Origin of the sequence: Nitrincola lacisaponensis, from assembly GCF_000691225.1 — a bacterium.
Classification (GTDB): Bacteria; Pseudomonadota; Gammaproteobacteria; order Pseudomonadales; family Balneatricaceae; genus Nitrincola; species Nitrincola lacisaponensis.
Map to the genome: position 1 here is coordinate 29,494 of NZ_JMSZ01000006.1, position 16,750 is coordinate 46,243.

Sequence of the window (16,750 nt, forward strand, 5' to 3'; positions counted from 1 at the left end):
GTTCGCGGAGATCCATTTGTTCCGATATATGTATTCTTTGCTGCTGTGCCCTCACAGGATAGCTACTCTATTGCTATCCTGGTTGTGCTGCTCTGTTGTCTGGGCCAACCAGGCAATTCTCCCGGTACCTGCAGCTGAACCTCAACCTCAAACACTGGTTCGCCTGGGAGATCAGCTGTTTCATGACACTCGCCTGTCTGCTGATAACACCATTAGCTGCGCCAGCTGCCATGACCTGTCCCTTAATGGAGCCGATCGCAGGCCCTTCTCGGTGGGTGTCGGGGGTGCATTGGGACATATACGTGCTCCCAGCGTCTATAACAGTGTATTGAACCACGCACAATTCTGGGACGGCAGTGCCGCCGACCTGGAAAGCCAGGTGGATGGCCCCATTCATAATCCGGTTGAAATGGCAACGAACTGGGAGAGTGTTATCCTGAAACTGTCTCAAGATCCACTCATCACCCAAAAATTTAATGCCCATTTTCGCGATGGCATTACTGCAGACAATATTCGCCAAGCCCTGGCGGCCTTCCAGCGTACCCTGGTATTGACAGACTCACCCTTTGATCGCTGGCTGGCGGGTGACAGTGATGCCCTGACTGCTGAACAACAGCGAGGCTATCAGCAATTTCGCAATTATGGTTGTATCAGCTGCCATCAGGGAGCCAATGTTGGCGGTAATATGTTCGCTCGCATGGGCTCACTGGAAAACTATTTTATCTTGAAAGGCGATGCCATTACTGAGGCTGATCTGGGACGCTTTAACGTCACTGGCCAGGCACACCACCGCTATGTATTCAAAGTGCCCGGATTACGCACAGCTGCGCTGAACAGCTTTTTCTTTCATGATTCCAGTGCCAGCTCACTGGAAGAAGCGATCGAGATAATGGCCCGTTTTCAATTAGGGCGTGAGATGCCGACAGAACATACCCGTGAGATTGCCGCATTTATTCGCTCCCTGACCGGTCAGCATCCACGACTGACACACCAGGAGCAGCAATAATGCAATCCCTGGCACGCCCCTTCTCTATTCTGCTGGCGCTGACCGTCGTCTTGCTGATTGCATTGTTTTTTCAGACACGCTCTATCAGCACCCTCGAACACACACAACGCCTCGACAGTTTCCTGCAGCTGAGAGAGCTGGATGCACAACTGGATGAGCAGACCTTACTGATCTCAACCGGCGTTCAAAACCAGTATGACACTCAGGTTCAATACCGCCGGGCGCTGGATAGACTATTGGAAAATCTGCTGGATGATCAAAGTCGCTTTCACCAGGGGCTGGATTCAGAATCACTGGCACTTCTGCGCCAATATCAACAGGCGCAACAGGACAAAGCAACATTCACGGAGGAGATCAAGCACTATGCCGCGCTGATCCGCAATGCGCTGCTGTATATGCCGCAGCTGGTCCAGGAACTGCGCCAGGAGGAACACCCGCAGCGAGATGACAGCGCCCGGGTCATGAGTCAGCTTTTTCGTTACCACCTGTTTCCGGATCAACGTGCTCTGGAACAGCTTTACGAAACTGTTGCAGAGTTTCAAAACACACTGGAAGATGAACATCCGGCCCTGCTGGCCTTTGCCCATCAGGCCAGCAGCAACCTGCGTCACCTGGATAGCCTGCACCGCTACCGTGATGGTTTCAATCAAATTGATACCCGCAGTCTGTTACGATCACTGGAAACCAGCTACCAGCGTCACTATCACAAACGTTCGCGCCATGCTGAAGCCTTCACCCTGACGTTACTGCTATTGAGCAGTCTTCTGATGCTATTGCTGGGCGGTATGTTCCAGCGACTGCATCAGCTGAATCATCGTTCTGAACAGGCCCGAACCCGACTGCAGGATGCCGTCAACAGTCTTTCTGAAGCCTTTGCCCTGTTTGATCGTCATGGGCAGCTGGTACTCTATAACAAACGCTGGCTTGAATTTTATCCCTGGCTCAAAGACGCAGAAACGCTGGACTGGAGTCACCAACAAGCACTGAACGAGGCTGCAGGCATCACCACCTCCGTCAGTATTCAGACGCCGCTTGATACAACACAAAACTATCTGGAACACACCCCGGATGGCCGCTGGTATCAGGCCAGCAACAACCCGACAGCAGAGGGCGGTATTGCCAGTGTCCGAACCAATATCACCGAAACTCAACAGACACACCTGCGCTTGCGTCAATTAGGCCGAGCACTGGAACAAAGCCCCAGTGCAGTGATGATTACCGACACCCAGGGCATCATTGAGTATATCAATCCGAAGCTGTCAGAAATGACAGGCTATGATTCAAAAGAGCTACTTGGACAAAATAACAGCATTCTCAAGTCTGGTGAGATGCCAGCAGGCCTGTTCGCTGAGATGTGGCAGCAACTGCGTGACGGACAAACCTGGTCCGGACAGCTGCTGAACCGTAAGAAAGATGGTTCACTCTTCTGGGATTCCACCTCCATTTCACCCTTACGTGATGACAGTGGAGTGATCAGCCACTTTATTGCGGTGAAAGAAGATATTACTGAACGACTCCGTGCAGAAGAACAGCTTCGCATGGTCGCTGCAGTCTTCGAAACCAGCAACGAAGCCATCATGATTGCAGACCAGCAAGGACGCATCAAAGTCGTCAATGCGGCCTTTGAACGTATTACCGGCTATGCTGCTCATGAAGTCCAGGGACACAACCCAAGCCTGCTCAGTTCCGGACGCCATGACCGGATTTTTTATGAGCAGATGTGGGATAGCCTGATCAGACAAGGAAACTGGTCCGGTGAGATCTGGAACCGGCGCAAGGATGGCAGTGTCTATCCGGAGTGGCTCTCCATTTCAGCACTGCATGATGAAGAGGGTCAGATTACCGAGTTTGTCTCAGTCTTCTCCGACATCACCAGTCGCAAGGAGGCTGAAGCGCATATCCGCCATCAGGCCTATTACGACGCACTGACCCAATTACCTAACCGCAGCTTGCTGCTGGACCGACTGGCAGTGGCTATCCATACCGCTGAGCGGGACCAGCAGACCCTTTCGGTCCTGTTTATCGACCTGGACCGCTTCAAGTATGTCAATGATACCCTGGGGCATGAATACGGTGATGAATTACTGGTTCAGGTCGCCCGACGCCTCGGCAACTGTGTCCGTGAAAGTGATACGGTCGCACGCTTCGGCGGTGACGAGTTTGTGATTCTGCTGCATAACATCCATTCTGACCGGGATGCCGCATTGGTGGCAGAAAAAATCATCCGGCGTTTGTCTGATCCCTTTACGCTGGCGGGGCGCGAAATTGTCATCGGTGCCAGCATCGGCCTGGCGATGTTCCCCGGCGAGTCAGATGACCCGGATACCCTGTTGCGCAATGCCGACCTGGCCATGTACCGGGCCAAACAGACCGGACGCAACCGCTTTCAGTTTTTCACCAACAGTCTGCAGGAACATGCCAACAATCTGATGGAGATGGAACAGGATCTGCGGCTGGCCTTGGAACAGAATCAGCTGGAAATTTACTATCAGCCGTTGGTACGTGCACAATCCGGCCGGGTCACAGGTGTCGAGGCATTGTTACGCTGGCATCACCCTACCCAGGGCATGATTCCCCCCGATCAGTTTATCCCCCTGGCTGAAGACACAGGATTAATTGGCCCTATTGGACAGTGGATACTGGAAACTGCCTGTCGTCAGGTCAGTCAGTGGCACCAGCAAGGTCTGAAATTCTACCTGTCAGTCAACATCTCCGGCCGCCAACGTGATCTCGGACTGGATGCCGAGTTGCTCAGCAGCATTCTGGAACGTACAGAACTGGCCGCAGGCCAGTTGGTACTGGAGATTACGGAAGGTATGCTGCTGGATAACAGCGACGAGACAATCGCCTGGCTACAATCCTTTTGCGATCTGGGCATACATCTGGCAATTGACGACTTTGGAACCGGCTACTCGTCACTCAGCTATCTGAAGCGCTTCCCGATCGACACTTTGAAAATCGACCGCGAGTTCATTCGGGAGCTGACGCTGGATAATGAAGACGCCCTGCTGGTTGAAGCAATCATTTCCATGGCACGCAGTCTGAAACTGCGATTGATTGCTGAAGGCGTGGAAACAGCGGAACAGCGCAGCGCACTGTTCCGGCTGGGATGTGAATACCTGCAAGGCTACCATTTCAGCAGGCCTTTACCCGCAGATCAACTGGTCAACTGGATACAGGCATATCAGCCTGAACGCCTGACTTTGCGTTAAGGCTGTTGAGTGCTTCTTCCAGGGTAGCAGTAAAGCTCAGGCAATCGGTTGGCTGAATACCGGCGCGGGCCATTGCCCGTAGCGGCTGGAACTGCAAATCGGCCACCACCAGTTGCAACTGCTGTTCAGCACAGAAACGACTGAAACGATCAAACCCGTTGATCCCTCCAGCATCGAGCAGCGGCACACCGTCCATATACAACACTACACCACGACGCCCTGCGACCTGCTCGGCCAACTCATCAAATACCCGCTCAGCCGCCGCAAAAAACAGTGGGCCGGAGAGCTTCAGAACCACCCAGCCTTCGGGTAAACCTTGCGGTACATGTTTACGCTGCGCAGAAACATCCTGAAAACGCGTCATGCCCGCCAGATCACGCATAAACAACAAAGAGGCCATGACGATACCGACTGAAATCGCCAACACCATATCGAACAGCACAGTTAACGACATGCAGGTCAGGAGTACCAGTATGTCACCGACGGGAGCGCGCTTCAGCAACGCAACCACCTTATGAGCTTCACTCATATTCCAGGCCACCATGACCAACAAGGCTGCCATACTGGCCATAGGCAGCCAGGACAACCAGGGCGCCAGTACCAGCAACCCGGCCAAGACCACCAGAGCATGAATCATTGATGACAGAGGCGAACGAGCACCTGCTTTGTAATTGGTGGCTGAGCGTGCTATCGCTGCGGTCGCTGTAATGCCGCCAAAAAATGGCGCCGCCAGATTGCCAATCCCCTGCCCCAGCAATTCACCATTGGCATGGTGACGCCGACCACTCATGCCATCCAGAACTACAGCGCAAAGCAGTGACTCGATAGCCCCAAGCATCGCAATTGAAAATGCAGCCGGCAACAACTCACGCATCATTGCCCAGGACCATTCCAGAGGCATACCATCCGGCCCGGGCTGACGCCAGGGCCATTCAAAACTGGGCAAGAAAGGCGGAATGCCCTTTCCTTGAGTACCATCCGGCAGTTCATAGCTGAAACGACTGCCAATCGTATCCACATCCAGCCCCATCTGAATCAGCAGCCAGGCCAGAAAGGTACCACCAAGCAAAGCGGGCAAATGCCCGGGTACTGGCAATTTTAATCGTGGCCAGAAAATCAGTACCAGGAGTGTCAGCAATGCCACTGCCGTATTTGCCCAATTCAGCTGTGGCAAGGCGGCTATCAGCATCCACAAACGCTCAATAAAGCTTTCCGGGATAGATGCCAGCTGCAAACCAAAGAAATCGCGCAACTGCAGCACTGCAATCACGATAGCAATGCCGGAGGTAAAGCCCAGCGTGACCGACTCCGGAATATATTCAATCAGACGCCCCAGCCGGGCAAGGGCCAGCGCCACCAGAATCACTCCTGACATCAGCGTTGCCACCAACAACCCACCGAGGCCAAAGGATTGAGTCACCGGATAGAGGATTACCACGAAGGCAGCGGTTGGTCCGGAAATGCTATAACGAGAACCACCCGTCAACGCGATCAGGAAACCGGCAATAATGGCGGTATACAAGCCATACTCCGGCTTGACACCACTGGCTATCGCCAGCGCCATGGCCAGTGGAATGGCAATAATCCCAACCGTGACACCGGCTGTCAGATCGCCAGCAAAATCCCGACGACTATAGCCTTCGCGAAAGGTTTCCCGCAACGCACTGGCAACACCCAGCGAATGCAGGCGCGCACGTGATGAGCTCATGAGCCTACCTTATCTATAACCAAATATTATTTATTGTTCGCTTTAATTATAAGAAATGACTATAACGCCGAGTCGACATCTGTACAATGGTCAACCAATTAAACCTTGGTGTGAGAGATGAGCTTTTTCGTTCACTTTGGGGAACTCAACACGCTGAGCGGTTTCCAAATGACCAACAAATCCTTACACTTTACACCCTTCACGACTGGATCTATCCGAGGTGCTTGCATGCGTCTAGCCGAAATTGAAATGATTATGCTGAATGTGGGCCTGGCAGGCTTCGCTGCGTTTATTTTCTTCATCATCTATGACCTGGCCAAAAAATCCAAAGCGGGCAAGTTTGGTACGTTCATTCTGTTCTTTGCTCTGGGTATGGGCCTGGCCGTTTTTCTCCTGAAAAATCTGATCGTTTACCTGCTGGATATTTGATCAACAACAGACAGTTTTCAGCCGATTATATTCGTCATCACAGGAAGACTTGTCGCTCATAGCTTCCTATAATGTATCCATTCTTTCGTTCACAGGATCTTGATATGGAACAAAAAACGATTCAGGTCGGTGCGCTGTCCATCAGCAACGATAACCCCATGGTACTGCTGGGGGGCATGAATGTACTGGAGTCCCGTGATCTGGCCATGCGTATTGCCGAGCACTATGTTGATGTCACGGGTCGCCTGGGCATTCCCTATGTATTCAAAGCCTCGTTCGACAAAGCCAATCGCTCGTCCCTGCACTCTTACCGTGGCCCGGGCCTGGAAGCCGGCCTGAAAATTCTGCAGGAGATCAAGCAGACGTTTAATGTACCGGTCATTACTGATGTACATGAACCACATCAGGCGGCACCTGCGGCAGAAGTCTGCGATATTATCCAGTTGCCGGCTTTTCTGTCGCGTCAGACAGATCTGGTTCAGGCGATGGCGCAGACCGGTGCAGTCATCAACATCAAGAAAGCACAATTTCTGGCCCCCCAGGAGATGCAGCACATACTGCACAAATGTGAAGAAGCCGGTAATCATCAGTTGATGCTCTGTGAGCGCGGTACCAGCTTTGGGTATAACAATCTGGTAGTCGACATGCTCGGCTTTACCATCATGAAAGCCTTTGGTTACCCGGTCATTTTTGATGCAACGCATGCCCTGCAGATGCCCGGTGGACGCGCTGACTCTGCCGATGGCCGACGTGCCATGGCCGCACAGCTTGCCAGAGCCGGATTATCCCAGGGCATAGCCGGGTTGTTTCTGGAAGCCCATCCCGATCCCAACCAGGCAAAATGTGACGGACCCTGCGCTCTGCCTCTAAGCAAGCTGGAAGCCTATCTGCAACAGATGAAAGCGGTAGATGACTTAATCAAATCCCTGCCTGAGCTGGATACAGGCAGCTAAAACGGACGCTGCACATGGACGATATCCGTACAACACTTCAGGTGGGTGCTGTGGTCGGACCGGAGCGACATCGCTTCCGCTTGCAGTCAGAGCTGAGATCACACCCTTACGGCATGCTATGGAAAGCAGAAGACCTGGCGTCCTCCGGGCGCCCTGAAGTCACACTGCTGTTTTTACCCGAAGTACTCTGCCGTCAGCCGGAATTTGTCGAACGGTTACGCAAATGGGTCATTCTCAGCCGTAAATGCAAACATCCCCATGCCCTGGATTGCTACGGCCTGTTTTCCTTCAAAGGTAGTGCCTTCCTTGCATTTGAACCACTGGATGGCCTGACCCTGGCAGATATGCTGCAACAGGGTCAGACCAGCAAGCTGAAACCGGAGCAGAAACAGGGATTGCTGATCCAGTCAGGTAAAGCCATTGATGCCTTTCACCGGGAAACCCGAAAAGATCATGCCAGTCTGTCCCCCGAACTGATTTTTATCAGCACCGGACGCGGCGTCAGAGTCATGATGATCGGCTGGCGTCACCTGGTCGAAGACTATCTGGATTTAATGCAGGACCCACCTGGATACCCTCAGTACCAAGCCCCGGAAGGGTTTGACCCGCAGCCAACCAGCATCCGCTCCGATGTCTATGCATTTGCTGCCATCATCTATCACCTTTATGCCGGAAAACCGGCGTTCAGTCCCCAGGATGATGAAAAAGCACGCTATCAGCGCGAACTGAAAGCGCCGGCAGGGCTGGATGCTCGCCAATGGCAACACTTGCAACAGGCACTCAGCCCGGATCAGCAAGCACGTCCCTCCAGCGTACTGGAATTACTCAAACAACTCTATCTGGAACAGGCGGCAGAAGCTGAAAACGAACTGGCCACCCCATCAGAGGTCCAGCTGAGCTCTATCAGCCAGAGCCCTCTTGGCAGGTCAATTGCTGCATTCCAGCAACGCCTGGCACCCTGGCTGGCATCACCTAAATTACACTGGCTGCACCGTATTCCGTTTCGTCGGCTGATACTGCCTGGAGTGTTTTTTTTCGGTTTACTGACAGGTTTGTTGCTCAGCATTCCCTTGCGTCCGGATATCTCGGCCTATGAAACAGAACGGCTACGCCTGCTGGCCGAAATTGAAGCCCTGAACAGTCCTGTGACGAGTCAGACATTGACTCACACTGACCCGGCTGAAGACGTGCTGGTCGACCCTTTCAGTGAACATACCACTGAGGAGTCTCCAGAATCCCCCTCTACGGATGAACAACCGGCCATAACAGCTGCACAGCACACCGAGCGCGAAACGCTTGAGGGTGGCAACAGTCTGATGCGATTCAGAGATCACTTTGGCGATTCAGGCTTTGCACCCTTGATGCAGGCACTGCCCCCCGGTGAGTTTTTGATGGGCGACCTCAATCGTATGGGTGATGATAATGAACGCCCGGTACGCACCATCACCTTTGACTATGCCTTTGCGCTCGGTGTTCATGAAGTCACTTTTGCAGAATATGATCAGTTTGCCACCGCTACCGGCCGCCCCTTGCCTGATGATGCAGGCTGGGGTCGAGGACAACGCCCGGTAATCAATGTCAGTTGGGAAGATGCCCGCGACTATACACGCTGGCTGGCTGATGTCACAGGAGAACCCTATCGCTTGCCTACCGAAGCAGAATGGGAGTACACCGCACGTGCAGGAACCATTTCAGCCTGGTGGTGGGGCAATGAACTTATCCCTGCCATGGCGGTCTGTGATGGGTGCGGTACACAATGGGATGGACAGCAAACAGCCCCTGTCGGACAACTGCCTGCCAACCCCTGGGGATTTATGGATATGCACGGCAATGTCGATGAATGGGTGCAGGACTGCTACAGTGATCACTATGGTCAGGCACCGGAAGATGGCTCAGCCGTTCTGTCGGGTGACTGTCAACTGAGAGTCATGCGTGGTGGTTCCTGGTTTGATATACCCCGCGTCATACGTTCATCCAGTCGCTACCGTCACACAATCGATTCTCGCCGTAACACCTGGGGCTTTCGTGTTGCAGTTGATCTGCCAGATGGCCACTGATATGGATACCTAACACTCACAGGAGCCTTGTGATGCGCCACTTTTTCAAATTGACCACGCTGGCACTCAGCGTTGGTCTGATGAGCGTTCAGTTACATGCCGCCGTCATTCCGGCCAGTGATCAGACTCACCTGGGTCTGACGCTCTATCCACAGGACCTGGCCATGGTTCAGGATCATCGTCGCTTACCCGCCTTGTCCCCCGGACAGCAGGTGCATGTGGAAAAAATCAGCCCACAGATGCTGCCTGAAACGCTGCGTATTCAGGGTGCAGGGCAGATTCTGGAACAAAGCCTGCTGCAACCGCCACTCAGCTACCAGGCCATGCTCGATGCGCATCTGGGCCGGTTTCTGCAACTGGCACGCTTGAACCCGGCGACCGGACAGGAAACACTCAGCACAGTGGAACTGCTGAGCGTTGAGCATCATCAGGCACTGGTTCGACGCGATGGACGCATTGAATCCATCCCGATGCAATCCCAGGAATGGCGTTTCATCTTCCCGTCGGAACTGCCAGCCAATCTGCAGGGACGCCGAGGCCTGCACTTTATCAGCGCTGGAACCGAAGCTGAAAGTACCGCACAGCTGAACTACCTGACACGCGGCATGGGATGGCAGATGGATTACGTACTGACGCTGAACCCGAAAAGTAACACCCTGTCGGTGGAAGGACTGGCTTCTGTATACAATCACAGTGGTAATGATTATCTGGATGCGGAAATGCGTCTGATGGCTGGTGATATTCAGGCTCCGGCTGCACGTCAACCGGAAATGATGCGCGCCATGGCCATGAGTGACATGCTGGGCAGCGCCTCCAACCACACCCCTGAAACAGTTCAGGATTTCTATCTCTATCGCCTTCCCTACCCGGTGTCCTTGCGTCATGATGAAACCAAACAGTTGCCTTTGATTCAGGCTGATGCGCTGCCGGTTACACTCAGCTATCACTATGCATTCCCGGTTTGGCCCGCACTTGATCAGCAGCGCCACCAGGCACAACCCGAGATCCGTTTGAGCTTTGAAGCCCCTGCACTGGAAGACCAAAAAGCGCCCCTGCCCGCCGGACAGGCACGGGTATTCCGTCCAGACCGTCAGGGTGAAATGCAGTTTATTGGTGCAGCCAATCTGGGTAATCTGGCTTCAGGCGAAACAGCTGAACTGGTTTTGGGACGTGCATTTGACCTGAACATCACCCGTCGTCAAGTCCTGTTCACAGATGGATTTGACAGTGTCACGGTACAACAGGAAATTACGGTAACCAACGCTGGGAATGAAGGGCGTGAAGTTGATCTGAGTGCTAGCTTTCAGCAGGAGTGGACCCTACGTGATGCCACCCACACCATGCAGGAAGATGGCGCAGGTCAGTTGACTGCCAAAATGCATCTACCCGCAGGTGGCAGCGAAACCCTGCGCTTTACCGTTGAGTTGAAAAAACGCATCAACCGCTAGGCTGTTGCTACACACCTTCCTCAAGACGCGTCAGAGCCAACGGATGGCCCTGACGCGCTGCCAGAGAATAATAGTGCCTCGCCTTCAGTAAATCCTGCTGAAAAAAACCTTCGTAGCCCTGTTCAAACAGCTTACCCATCTGATATTGAGCTTTCATATCACCCAGATCAGCTGCCTGTTGCAAATACAGAGCCCCCTGAATACGGTTCTGCATGCCATCACCGCGAAAGTGCAGCAGGTGTCCGTAGACAGACAAGGCTCGGCGGCTACGATGATCTGCAGCATAACGGAACAGTTTCATGACAAAATCATGACGTGCCTTGTGACTTCGGGCAAAGGGCGACCGAAACAACCCATAGGCGATCCAGAAAATCAGAGGTGCCAACAGTCGCCCGAGCGTACGCATGGTGTTATAACCACTCAGCCAGTTCCTGCGTCAGCAGGTCCAGTTCATTTTGCGCTTTCTGGCGTGCTTTTTTCTTCAGCTGTTCCACTTCTGCCTGCTTTTCAGCCACCAGCTTTTTGGCTGCCTGCGGCTTGTCGTCAGCATTAGCCACCTGATCCAGCAAGGGCTTCAGCTGCAACAAAATAGCACGCTGACGTCCTGCCTCGATGCGCTCCAGCTCCTCTGCAGATTTTTCCTTTTTCTCGGCTTCAGCCTGCGCCCTGGGTGCCACATAGGTCAGAGGGCGAATGCCGGCAGCAATGCGAATTGCGCTCAAGCGGCGAGCGGCTTCTGTTCGCGCTTTTTCTGCCCCCTTATGCAGAATCTGCTCAACATAACCCAGATCATTCATCAGTGCTTTATACTGCTGACGTGGGCCAGTGAGGGTTGCATCCAGATACTCAAATAACTGTTTCTTGGCATCCCCCCAGGAAATCCCTTCCAGGAAAGCCTTGCGCATTTGTTCAGTTTCAGTAGGGCTGGCAAAGCAGCGATACAGCTGAAACAAGGTGCTGTCGTCAGGATCTTTCGGCTCACCCGATCCACGTGAATCTGTTTTGATCAGTTTGATCAGACGGTAGAGCTCATCAGACTCCACAAATAGCGGAATGGTATTGTCATAGCTTTTGGACATCTTGCGGCCATCCAATCCAGGAATCAGCTGCGTCTCTTCATTGACCTGAGCTTCAGGCAAGGTCAGCAGTGATTCAAACTGGTGATTGAAGCGTCCGGCAATGTCACGTGCCATCTCGATATGCTGCACCTGATCCTTGCCAACGGGGATAATATCGGCATTGAACATCAGAATATCCGCTGCCATCAGAATCGGATAACTGAACAGCCCCATGGTCACGCCGTCATCCAGATCTTCACGGCCCGCTTCGCGGTTGGCATCGACTGCCGCTTTATAGGCATGTGCACGATTCATCAAACCTTTAGAGGTCTGACAGGTCAAGATCCAGGCCAGCTCAGGAATTTCCGGAATATCTGTTTGACGATAGAACGTAGCCTTGTCGGTATCCAGGCCCAGCGCCAGCCAGGTCGCAGCAATCGCACGGGTAGACTCGGCCACTCGCTCCGGATCATGACATTTGATCAGGGCATGGTAGTCTGCCAGAAAGAAATAACTGTTGTATGCCGGATTTTCACTGGCATCGATCGCCGGTTTGATGGCTCCCAGATAATTGCCGATATGCGGAATACCTGTAGTGGTAATACCAGTAAGTATGGTTTTTTTGCTCATTGCTGACCTGTAACACTTGATCCATAAGGGGCATCTAGCATACACCAAAGGATTGAAGGGGTTAACCCGTGCTTTGACAAAGTCATACCCGTGACCAAGACTTACACACAAATAGAACGCCTAACGGCGATTGGAGGTGAATATGGACACGTCTCGGCATACAATGAACACCTTATTTGAACAGCTTGGACTCGCATCAGCAGATGCGCAGATTGATCAATTCATCAACACCCACAAGCTTTTCTCTGACAAGGTGAAGCTGGAAGATGCAACCTTCTGGACAGATGCTCAGTCAGAGTTTCTCAGAGAGGCCATTCGCAGCGATTCGGACTGGTCAGAAGTGGTAGATGAACTCAATACGCGTTTGCGGGGCTGATCTGGGTACCAGCTCATGGATACAGGACACTCACAGCCACTATGTTGATACTGATCTCTCCAGCCAAAACCCTGGATTTTGATTCCACACCGGTGACCTCCGAGCACTCCATGCCGGAGTTCACTAAGGACGCAGCCCGCCTGATTGAGAAACTTCGTGAGTTTGCCGTTCAGGATATCGCCGAACTGATGAAGTTGAGTGACAAGCTGGCCAGCCTCAATGTTGCTCGCTACGCCAGTTGGACACCGGAGCATACATCAGATAATGCCCGGCAAGCCTTGCTGGCTTTCAGAGGCGATGTCTACACCGGGCTGGATGCTGACAGCTTTTCCGCAGCTGACTTCAGTTATGCACAGCAGCACCTGCGCATTCTGTCCGGCCTCTACGGTGTGCTAAAGCCACTCGACCTGATGCAGCCTTACCGTCTGGAAATGGGCACCAAGCTGAACACTCCGGCGGGTAATACACTGTATCAGTTCTGGGGAGACAGCCTGACCGAGCGTCTGAATCAGGACCCGGCTCAACAGCATAACCCGCTGACGATCAACCTGGCGTCCAACGAGTACTTCGGCGCGATCAACCCCAAAAAACTGCAAGGCACACTCATTTCGCCGGTATTCAAAGACTTTAAGAATGGTCAGTACAAAATCATCAGCTTCTATGCCAAGAAAGCACGAGGGTTGATGAGCCGCTATCTGATCCAAAACCGGATAGAGACTCTGGACGACTTACTGAAGTTTGATCTGGAAGGCTATTACTACAGTCCGGAGCACTCAAAACCTGAGGCCCCGGTGTTCTTGCGAGACAGTGCCGAGTAATGCGCTCAGGGCGCAAAGCGTAACTGCAGCTGTTCCAGGGTATCCATTGTACCGAGATACCCGCCTGTAGCCACGTACCAGGTGGGCGGGTCAAGATAAAAGACACGCCCCGCCTGCCAAGCTGCAGAAGCGGCCACCGCCGGATGCTCTGCCAGCGTCTGCTCAGCCTGTCCCTCACCACCTGTCGCAGCTCCACGATCCAGGATAAACAACCATTCAGGCTCTGCGGCCAGCGCCACCTGCAAACGCGCTTCACGCTGCTCAGCCAAAGCCAGGGCTTCAGGTGATCCGGGCTCCGGACGTACAGCCACTTCAGACTCAGCCGGAGGTGCAACAGAAGGCAGGCCGGTTAACTCATGCAACATACCATAGCGATCACTTTGGGCGTTGATAATGATATTGTTGTTCACGGTAAACAGCGTCAGGGCTGACCCATCAGCCTGACTCTGCAGCTGCGCCAGGGCATCAACGAATGCAGCATCCAGAGCCTCGGCTTTACTCTGCACGGCAAAAGCCTCCCCCAGCAGCGCCAGATTTCGCCGGAAACCGGTAACAAAATCACCATTCTCCAGTGTCAGATCAAGGGTCGGTGCGATATCACTCAGTGCCTCATACGCAGGCTGCGTCCGGCGACCAATAATAATCAGGTCAGGTTCCAGCTCTGCCAATGCATCGAAATCCGGCTCAAATAATGTACCCACAGATACCAACCCGGTATCGCTGTAGTGTTCCAGATAGTCAGGCCAGGAAGCACCAGCTACGCCAGCAACCTCAATCTCCAGCGCCATTAAAAAATCCAGCGCTGCCAAATCGAACACGGCTACTCTGGCAGGCTGACTGTTCAGCGTTGTTTCGCCCTGTGCATGTTCCAGGATCACCGGGAACGCCTGAGCAAATGACCAGACACCCAACAATAAGGACCCGGTTAACAGCTGGGCAGCACGTTTACTCCATGATTTTTTCATACACCTTCACCCTCAGTACACTGATGACCCGAATTAATTAAAAGTATCAATATGCTAAAGAATAATGATTATTGCTACAACCAAGATTTAATAGAGCCCGGTAATGAAAAATATATAGACACGCGAGGAAAAAGTAAGAAATGATATGAAAATAGAGAGAAAATCAGGCAGCAGAGCTGATCAGGTTATACCTGACCAGCTCACAAGAGCAATCAGGCAGACTGCTCAATACCGACAATGATCCAGTTACCGGGCTGCTCGCCCATATCGCGACGCAGATGCCAGATTTCACTGAATTCGGTTGTTTCACCGGTTTCGTCTTCCCGCAACCAGCCATAAAAGTTAATACTGGCAATTACATGACTCTGGTTATCGATAAAATTTACCACTTCGGCCATTACCGATACGACTTCAGTATGCTGTTCATGTGCCAGTCCGGCACGCTGCTGCTTAAGCAGCTCCAGCATTTCGGCTGAGGTATAGGTGGCAATTTCATCCCAGTCCTGCCGGTCCCAGACATGCTGCAGATGGGTGAAGTGCTCACCCGCCGCTGCCAGAAAAGCATCTTTATCAAACCACTCAGGGAATGACAGAGGTTGAGCCATATAGCCTGATGCCAAACCTGATACAGGTGGTTGAGGCATGAAACCACTGCGCGACAGATCAGCATGCTGGGTTTTAAAGGCACCTGATTCCCCTGAACCAGCATAGGCCGCGCGAGCGTTTGCAGGCTGACTGCGAAACCCTTTGATTAACTTGAAAATCAGAAACCCGAACAAGGCAAATAGCAGAATATCCATCAGCTGGATGCCTTCAAATGCACCGCCCATAAACAGCGCAGCCAATAGGCCACCAGCCAGCAGGCCACCCATCAGCCCGCCCATCCCGGGCCGTGCGGCCTGATTTGCCTGAGCACCATCCTGACGCTGTTGTTGCCGCTGCTGAGCAGGTGCAGGAGCCTGACGTTGAGGCGTCGCATAGGACTGCCCTCCACTCATACCGCCACCAAAACGACGCGCTTCTGCTTCCAGGGGCAGCAAAAACAATCCGATCAGAAGAGTTATAACAGGCAGTGTAAAACGTCTCATCAGCACCTCACTTCTTACGCACTTGCACGTATGGATTCTAATAATATGATCGCGGTCAAATATAAGCGGATTTTAGACTAATTGATAGCCCTCTAATGCAATCCAGCCAAACAGATTGTCGACAATCGTTCTTCCGGATGACCTTCTGTTCAAAACTGCCGCTTTTTTCAACCATGACAGGTATACTATGTCGCCCAAACTGGTGCTGTTTCATTCAGCCACTCTGACACAGGAAGCTTTCCTCAGGGAACTCTGATCTGCAGCTCCGGTCCTATCGGATATCCATTCAGGCTTTCAGAATTTATACAGGTAATCTATGCCAAGGGTGAGCGGATTCAGATCCATTCCGTACATTATCATTGTTCTTTTGACACTTTGGATACCCGCCGGGGTCTCTGCCGAGGTGCTGAAAAGCCCCTTTGACAACCGCGAATTCGACGCCTTCGTCCTGCCCAACCAGCTGAAAGTGTTGCTCATTTCCGATCCGGAAGCCGAAAAAGCCGCCGCATCCATGGATGTCGCCGTCGGCTCAGGGGCTAATCCTGAAGCCATTCCCGGTCTGGCACATTTCCTTGAACACATGCTGTTCCTCGGTACCGGGAAATATCCCGAAGCCGATAGCTATCAGTCTTTCATCAGTGCCAATGGCGGCTCTCACAATGCATTTACCGCCTATGAGAACACCAACTACTTCTTTGATATCCGCCCCCAGGCACTCCCCGGGGCATTGGATCGTTTTTCACGCTTTTTCATCGACCCGCTCTTTTCGCCTGAGTATGTCGAACGTGAGCGTCATGCCGTGGAGTCCGAGTTTCAGGCACGACGTCGTGATGATCGACGCCGGGCACATGAAGTCACCAAGCAAGTGATGAATCCGGCCCATGGCTGGAGTCGCTTTGCGGTGGGGGATCTGCGCTCGCTGTCGGATCAGGAAGACCTGGCGATACGTGATGCCCTGATCGACTTCTACCATCAGTACTACTCTGCCAACCTGATGAGTCT

The 16,750-nt window shown here is 52.8% G+C and carries 14 protein-coding genes; 9 read left to right on the forward strand and 5 right to left on the reverse strand.

All coding sequences use genetic code 11. From position 1 onward, the window contains the following. Window positions 1-70 precede the first annotated feature (70 nt). Both ADINL_RS00925 and ADINL_RS00930 read left to right on the forward strand, forming a co-directional pair. Window positions 71-1,006 (forward strand): cytochrome-c peroxidase, encoded by a 936-nt coding sequence (locus ADINL_RS00925; RefSeq protein WP_036542716.1) that lies wholly within the window; start codon window positions 71-73, stop codon window positions 1,004-1,006. Then, entirely contained in the window at window positions 1,006-4,218 is a 3,213-nt protein-coding gene (locus ADINL_RS00930) for an EAL domain-containing protein (RefSeq protein WP_036542720.1), read from the forward strand. The genes ADINL_RS00925 and ADINL_RS00930 overlap by 1 nt, the downstream gene beginning before the upstream one ends. Here ADINL_RS00930 and dauA read toward each other — a convergent pair. Next, window positions 4,172-5,926, reverse strand: a complete 1,755-nt coding sequence (dauA, locus tag ADINL_RS00935) for a C4-dicarboxylic acid transporter DauA (protein WP_036542723.1) — start codon at window positions 5,924-5,926, stop codon at window positions 4,172-4,174. The two genes, ADINL_RS00930 and dauA, sit on opposite strands and share 47 nt — an antisense overlap. Before the next feature lie 228 nt (window positions 5,927-6,154). Between dauA and ADINL_RS00940 the strand changes: the two genes are divergently transcribed. The 4 genes from ADINL_RS00940 (at window position 6,155) to ADINL_RS00955 (ending at window position 10,813) form a co-directional block, all read left to right on the forward strand. Continuing rightward, window positions 6,155-6,355: a DUF2788 domain-containing protein gene (locus ADINL_RS00940; protein ID WP_036542726.1), complete on the forward strand. Its 201-nt coding sequence runs from the start codon at window positions 6,155-6,157 to the stop codon at window positions 6,353-6,355. Between the two features lie 104 nt (window positions 6,356-6,459). Then, the gene (gene kdsA / locus ADINL_RS00945; protein ID WP_036542773.1) at window positions 6,460-7,308 is read left to right on the forward strand and encodes a 3-deoxy-8-phosphooctulonate synthase; all 849 of its coding nucleotides are present in this window, start codon (window positions 6,460-6,462) and stop codon (window positions 7,306-7,308) included. A 14-nt stretch (window positions 7,309-7,322) separates the two neighbouring features. Next, the gene (locus ADINL_RS15780; RefSeq protein ID WP_051632438.1) at window positions 7,323-9,365 is read left to right on the forward strand and encodes an SUMF1/EgtB/PvdO family nonheme iron enzyme; all 2,043 of its coding nucleotides are present in this window, start codon (window positions 7,323-7,325) and stop codon (window positions 9,363-9,365) included. 32 nt (window positions 9,366-9,397) lie between these two features. Beyond that, entirely contained in the window at window positions 9,398-10,813 is a 1,416-nt protein-coding gene (locus ADINL_RS00955; protein WP_036542728.1) for a DUF4139 domain-containing protein, read from the forward strand. Window positions 10,814-10,820: 7 nt separating this feature from the next. Here ADINL_RS00955 and ADINL_RS00960 read toward each other — a convergent pair whose 3' ends face one another. Together ADINL_RS00960 and trpS are read right to left on the reverse strand one after the other, a co-directional pair. Next, window positions 10,821-11,219 (reverse strand): tetratricopeptide repeat protein, encoded by a 399-nt coding sequence (locus ADINL_RS00960; RefSeq protein WP_051632439.1) that lies wholly within the window; start codon window positions 11,217-11,219, stop codon window positions 10,821-10,823. Between the two features lie 4 nt (window positions 11,220-11,223). Next, window positions 11,224-12,501: a tryptophan--tRNA ligase gene (gene trpS / locus ADINL_RS00965; RefSeq protein WP_036542731.1), complete on the reverse strand. Its 1,278-nt coding sequence runs from the start codon at window positions 12,499-12,501 to the stop codon at window positions 11,224-11,226. Window positions 12,502-12,643: 142 nt separating this feature from the next. Between trpS and ADINL_RS00970 the strand changes: the two genes are divergently transcribed. Continuing rightward, a complete protein-coding gene (locus ADINL_RS00970) occupies window positions 12,644-12,877 on the forward strand; it encodes a DUF2789 domain-containing protein (RefSeq protein ID WP_036542734.1) in 234 nt (77 codons plus the stop codon). Between the two features lie 41 nt (window positions 12,878-12,918). Continuing rightward, entirely contained in the window at window positions 12,919-13,695 is a 777-nt protein-coding gene (gene yaaA / locus ADINL_RS00975; RefSeq protein WP_036542738.1) for a peroxide stress protein YaaA, read from the forward strand. 5 nt (window positions 13,696-13,700) lie between these two features. On the opposite strand, the gene ADINL_RS00980 is transcribed toward yaaA, so the two are convergent. Both ADINL_RS00980 and ADINL_RS00985 read right to left on the reverse strand, forming a co-directional pair. After that, a complete protein-coding gene (locus tag ADINL_RS00980) occupies window positions 13,701-14,660 on the reverse strand; it encodes a siderophore ABC transporter substrate-binding protein (protein WP_051632440.1) in 960 nt (319 codons plus the stop codon). A gap of 212 nt (window positions 14,661-14,872) precedes the next feature. Then, window positions 14,873-15,748, reverse strand: coding sequence for a Tim44 domain-containing protein (locus ADINL_RS00985; protein ID WP_036542741.1), 876 nt, complete (start codon window positions 15,746-15,748; stop codon window positions 14,873-14,875). 403 nt (window positions 15,749-16,151) lie between these two features. On the opposite strand from ADINL_RS00985, the gene ADINL_RS00990 reads away from it, so the two are divergent. Further along, window positions 16,152-16,750, forward strand: a 599-nt coding sequence (locus ADINL_RS00990) for an insulinase family protein (protein WP_036542744.1), incomplete at its 3' end; no start/stop codon positions are given.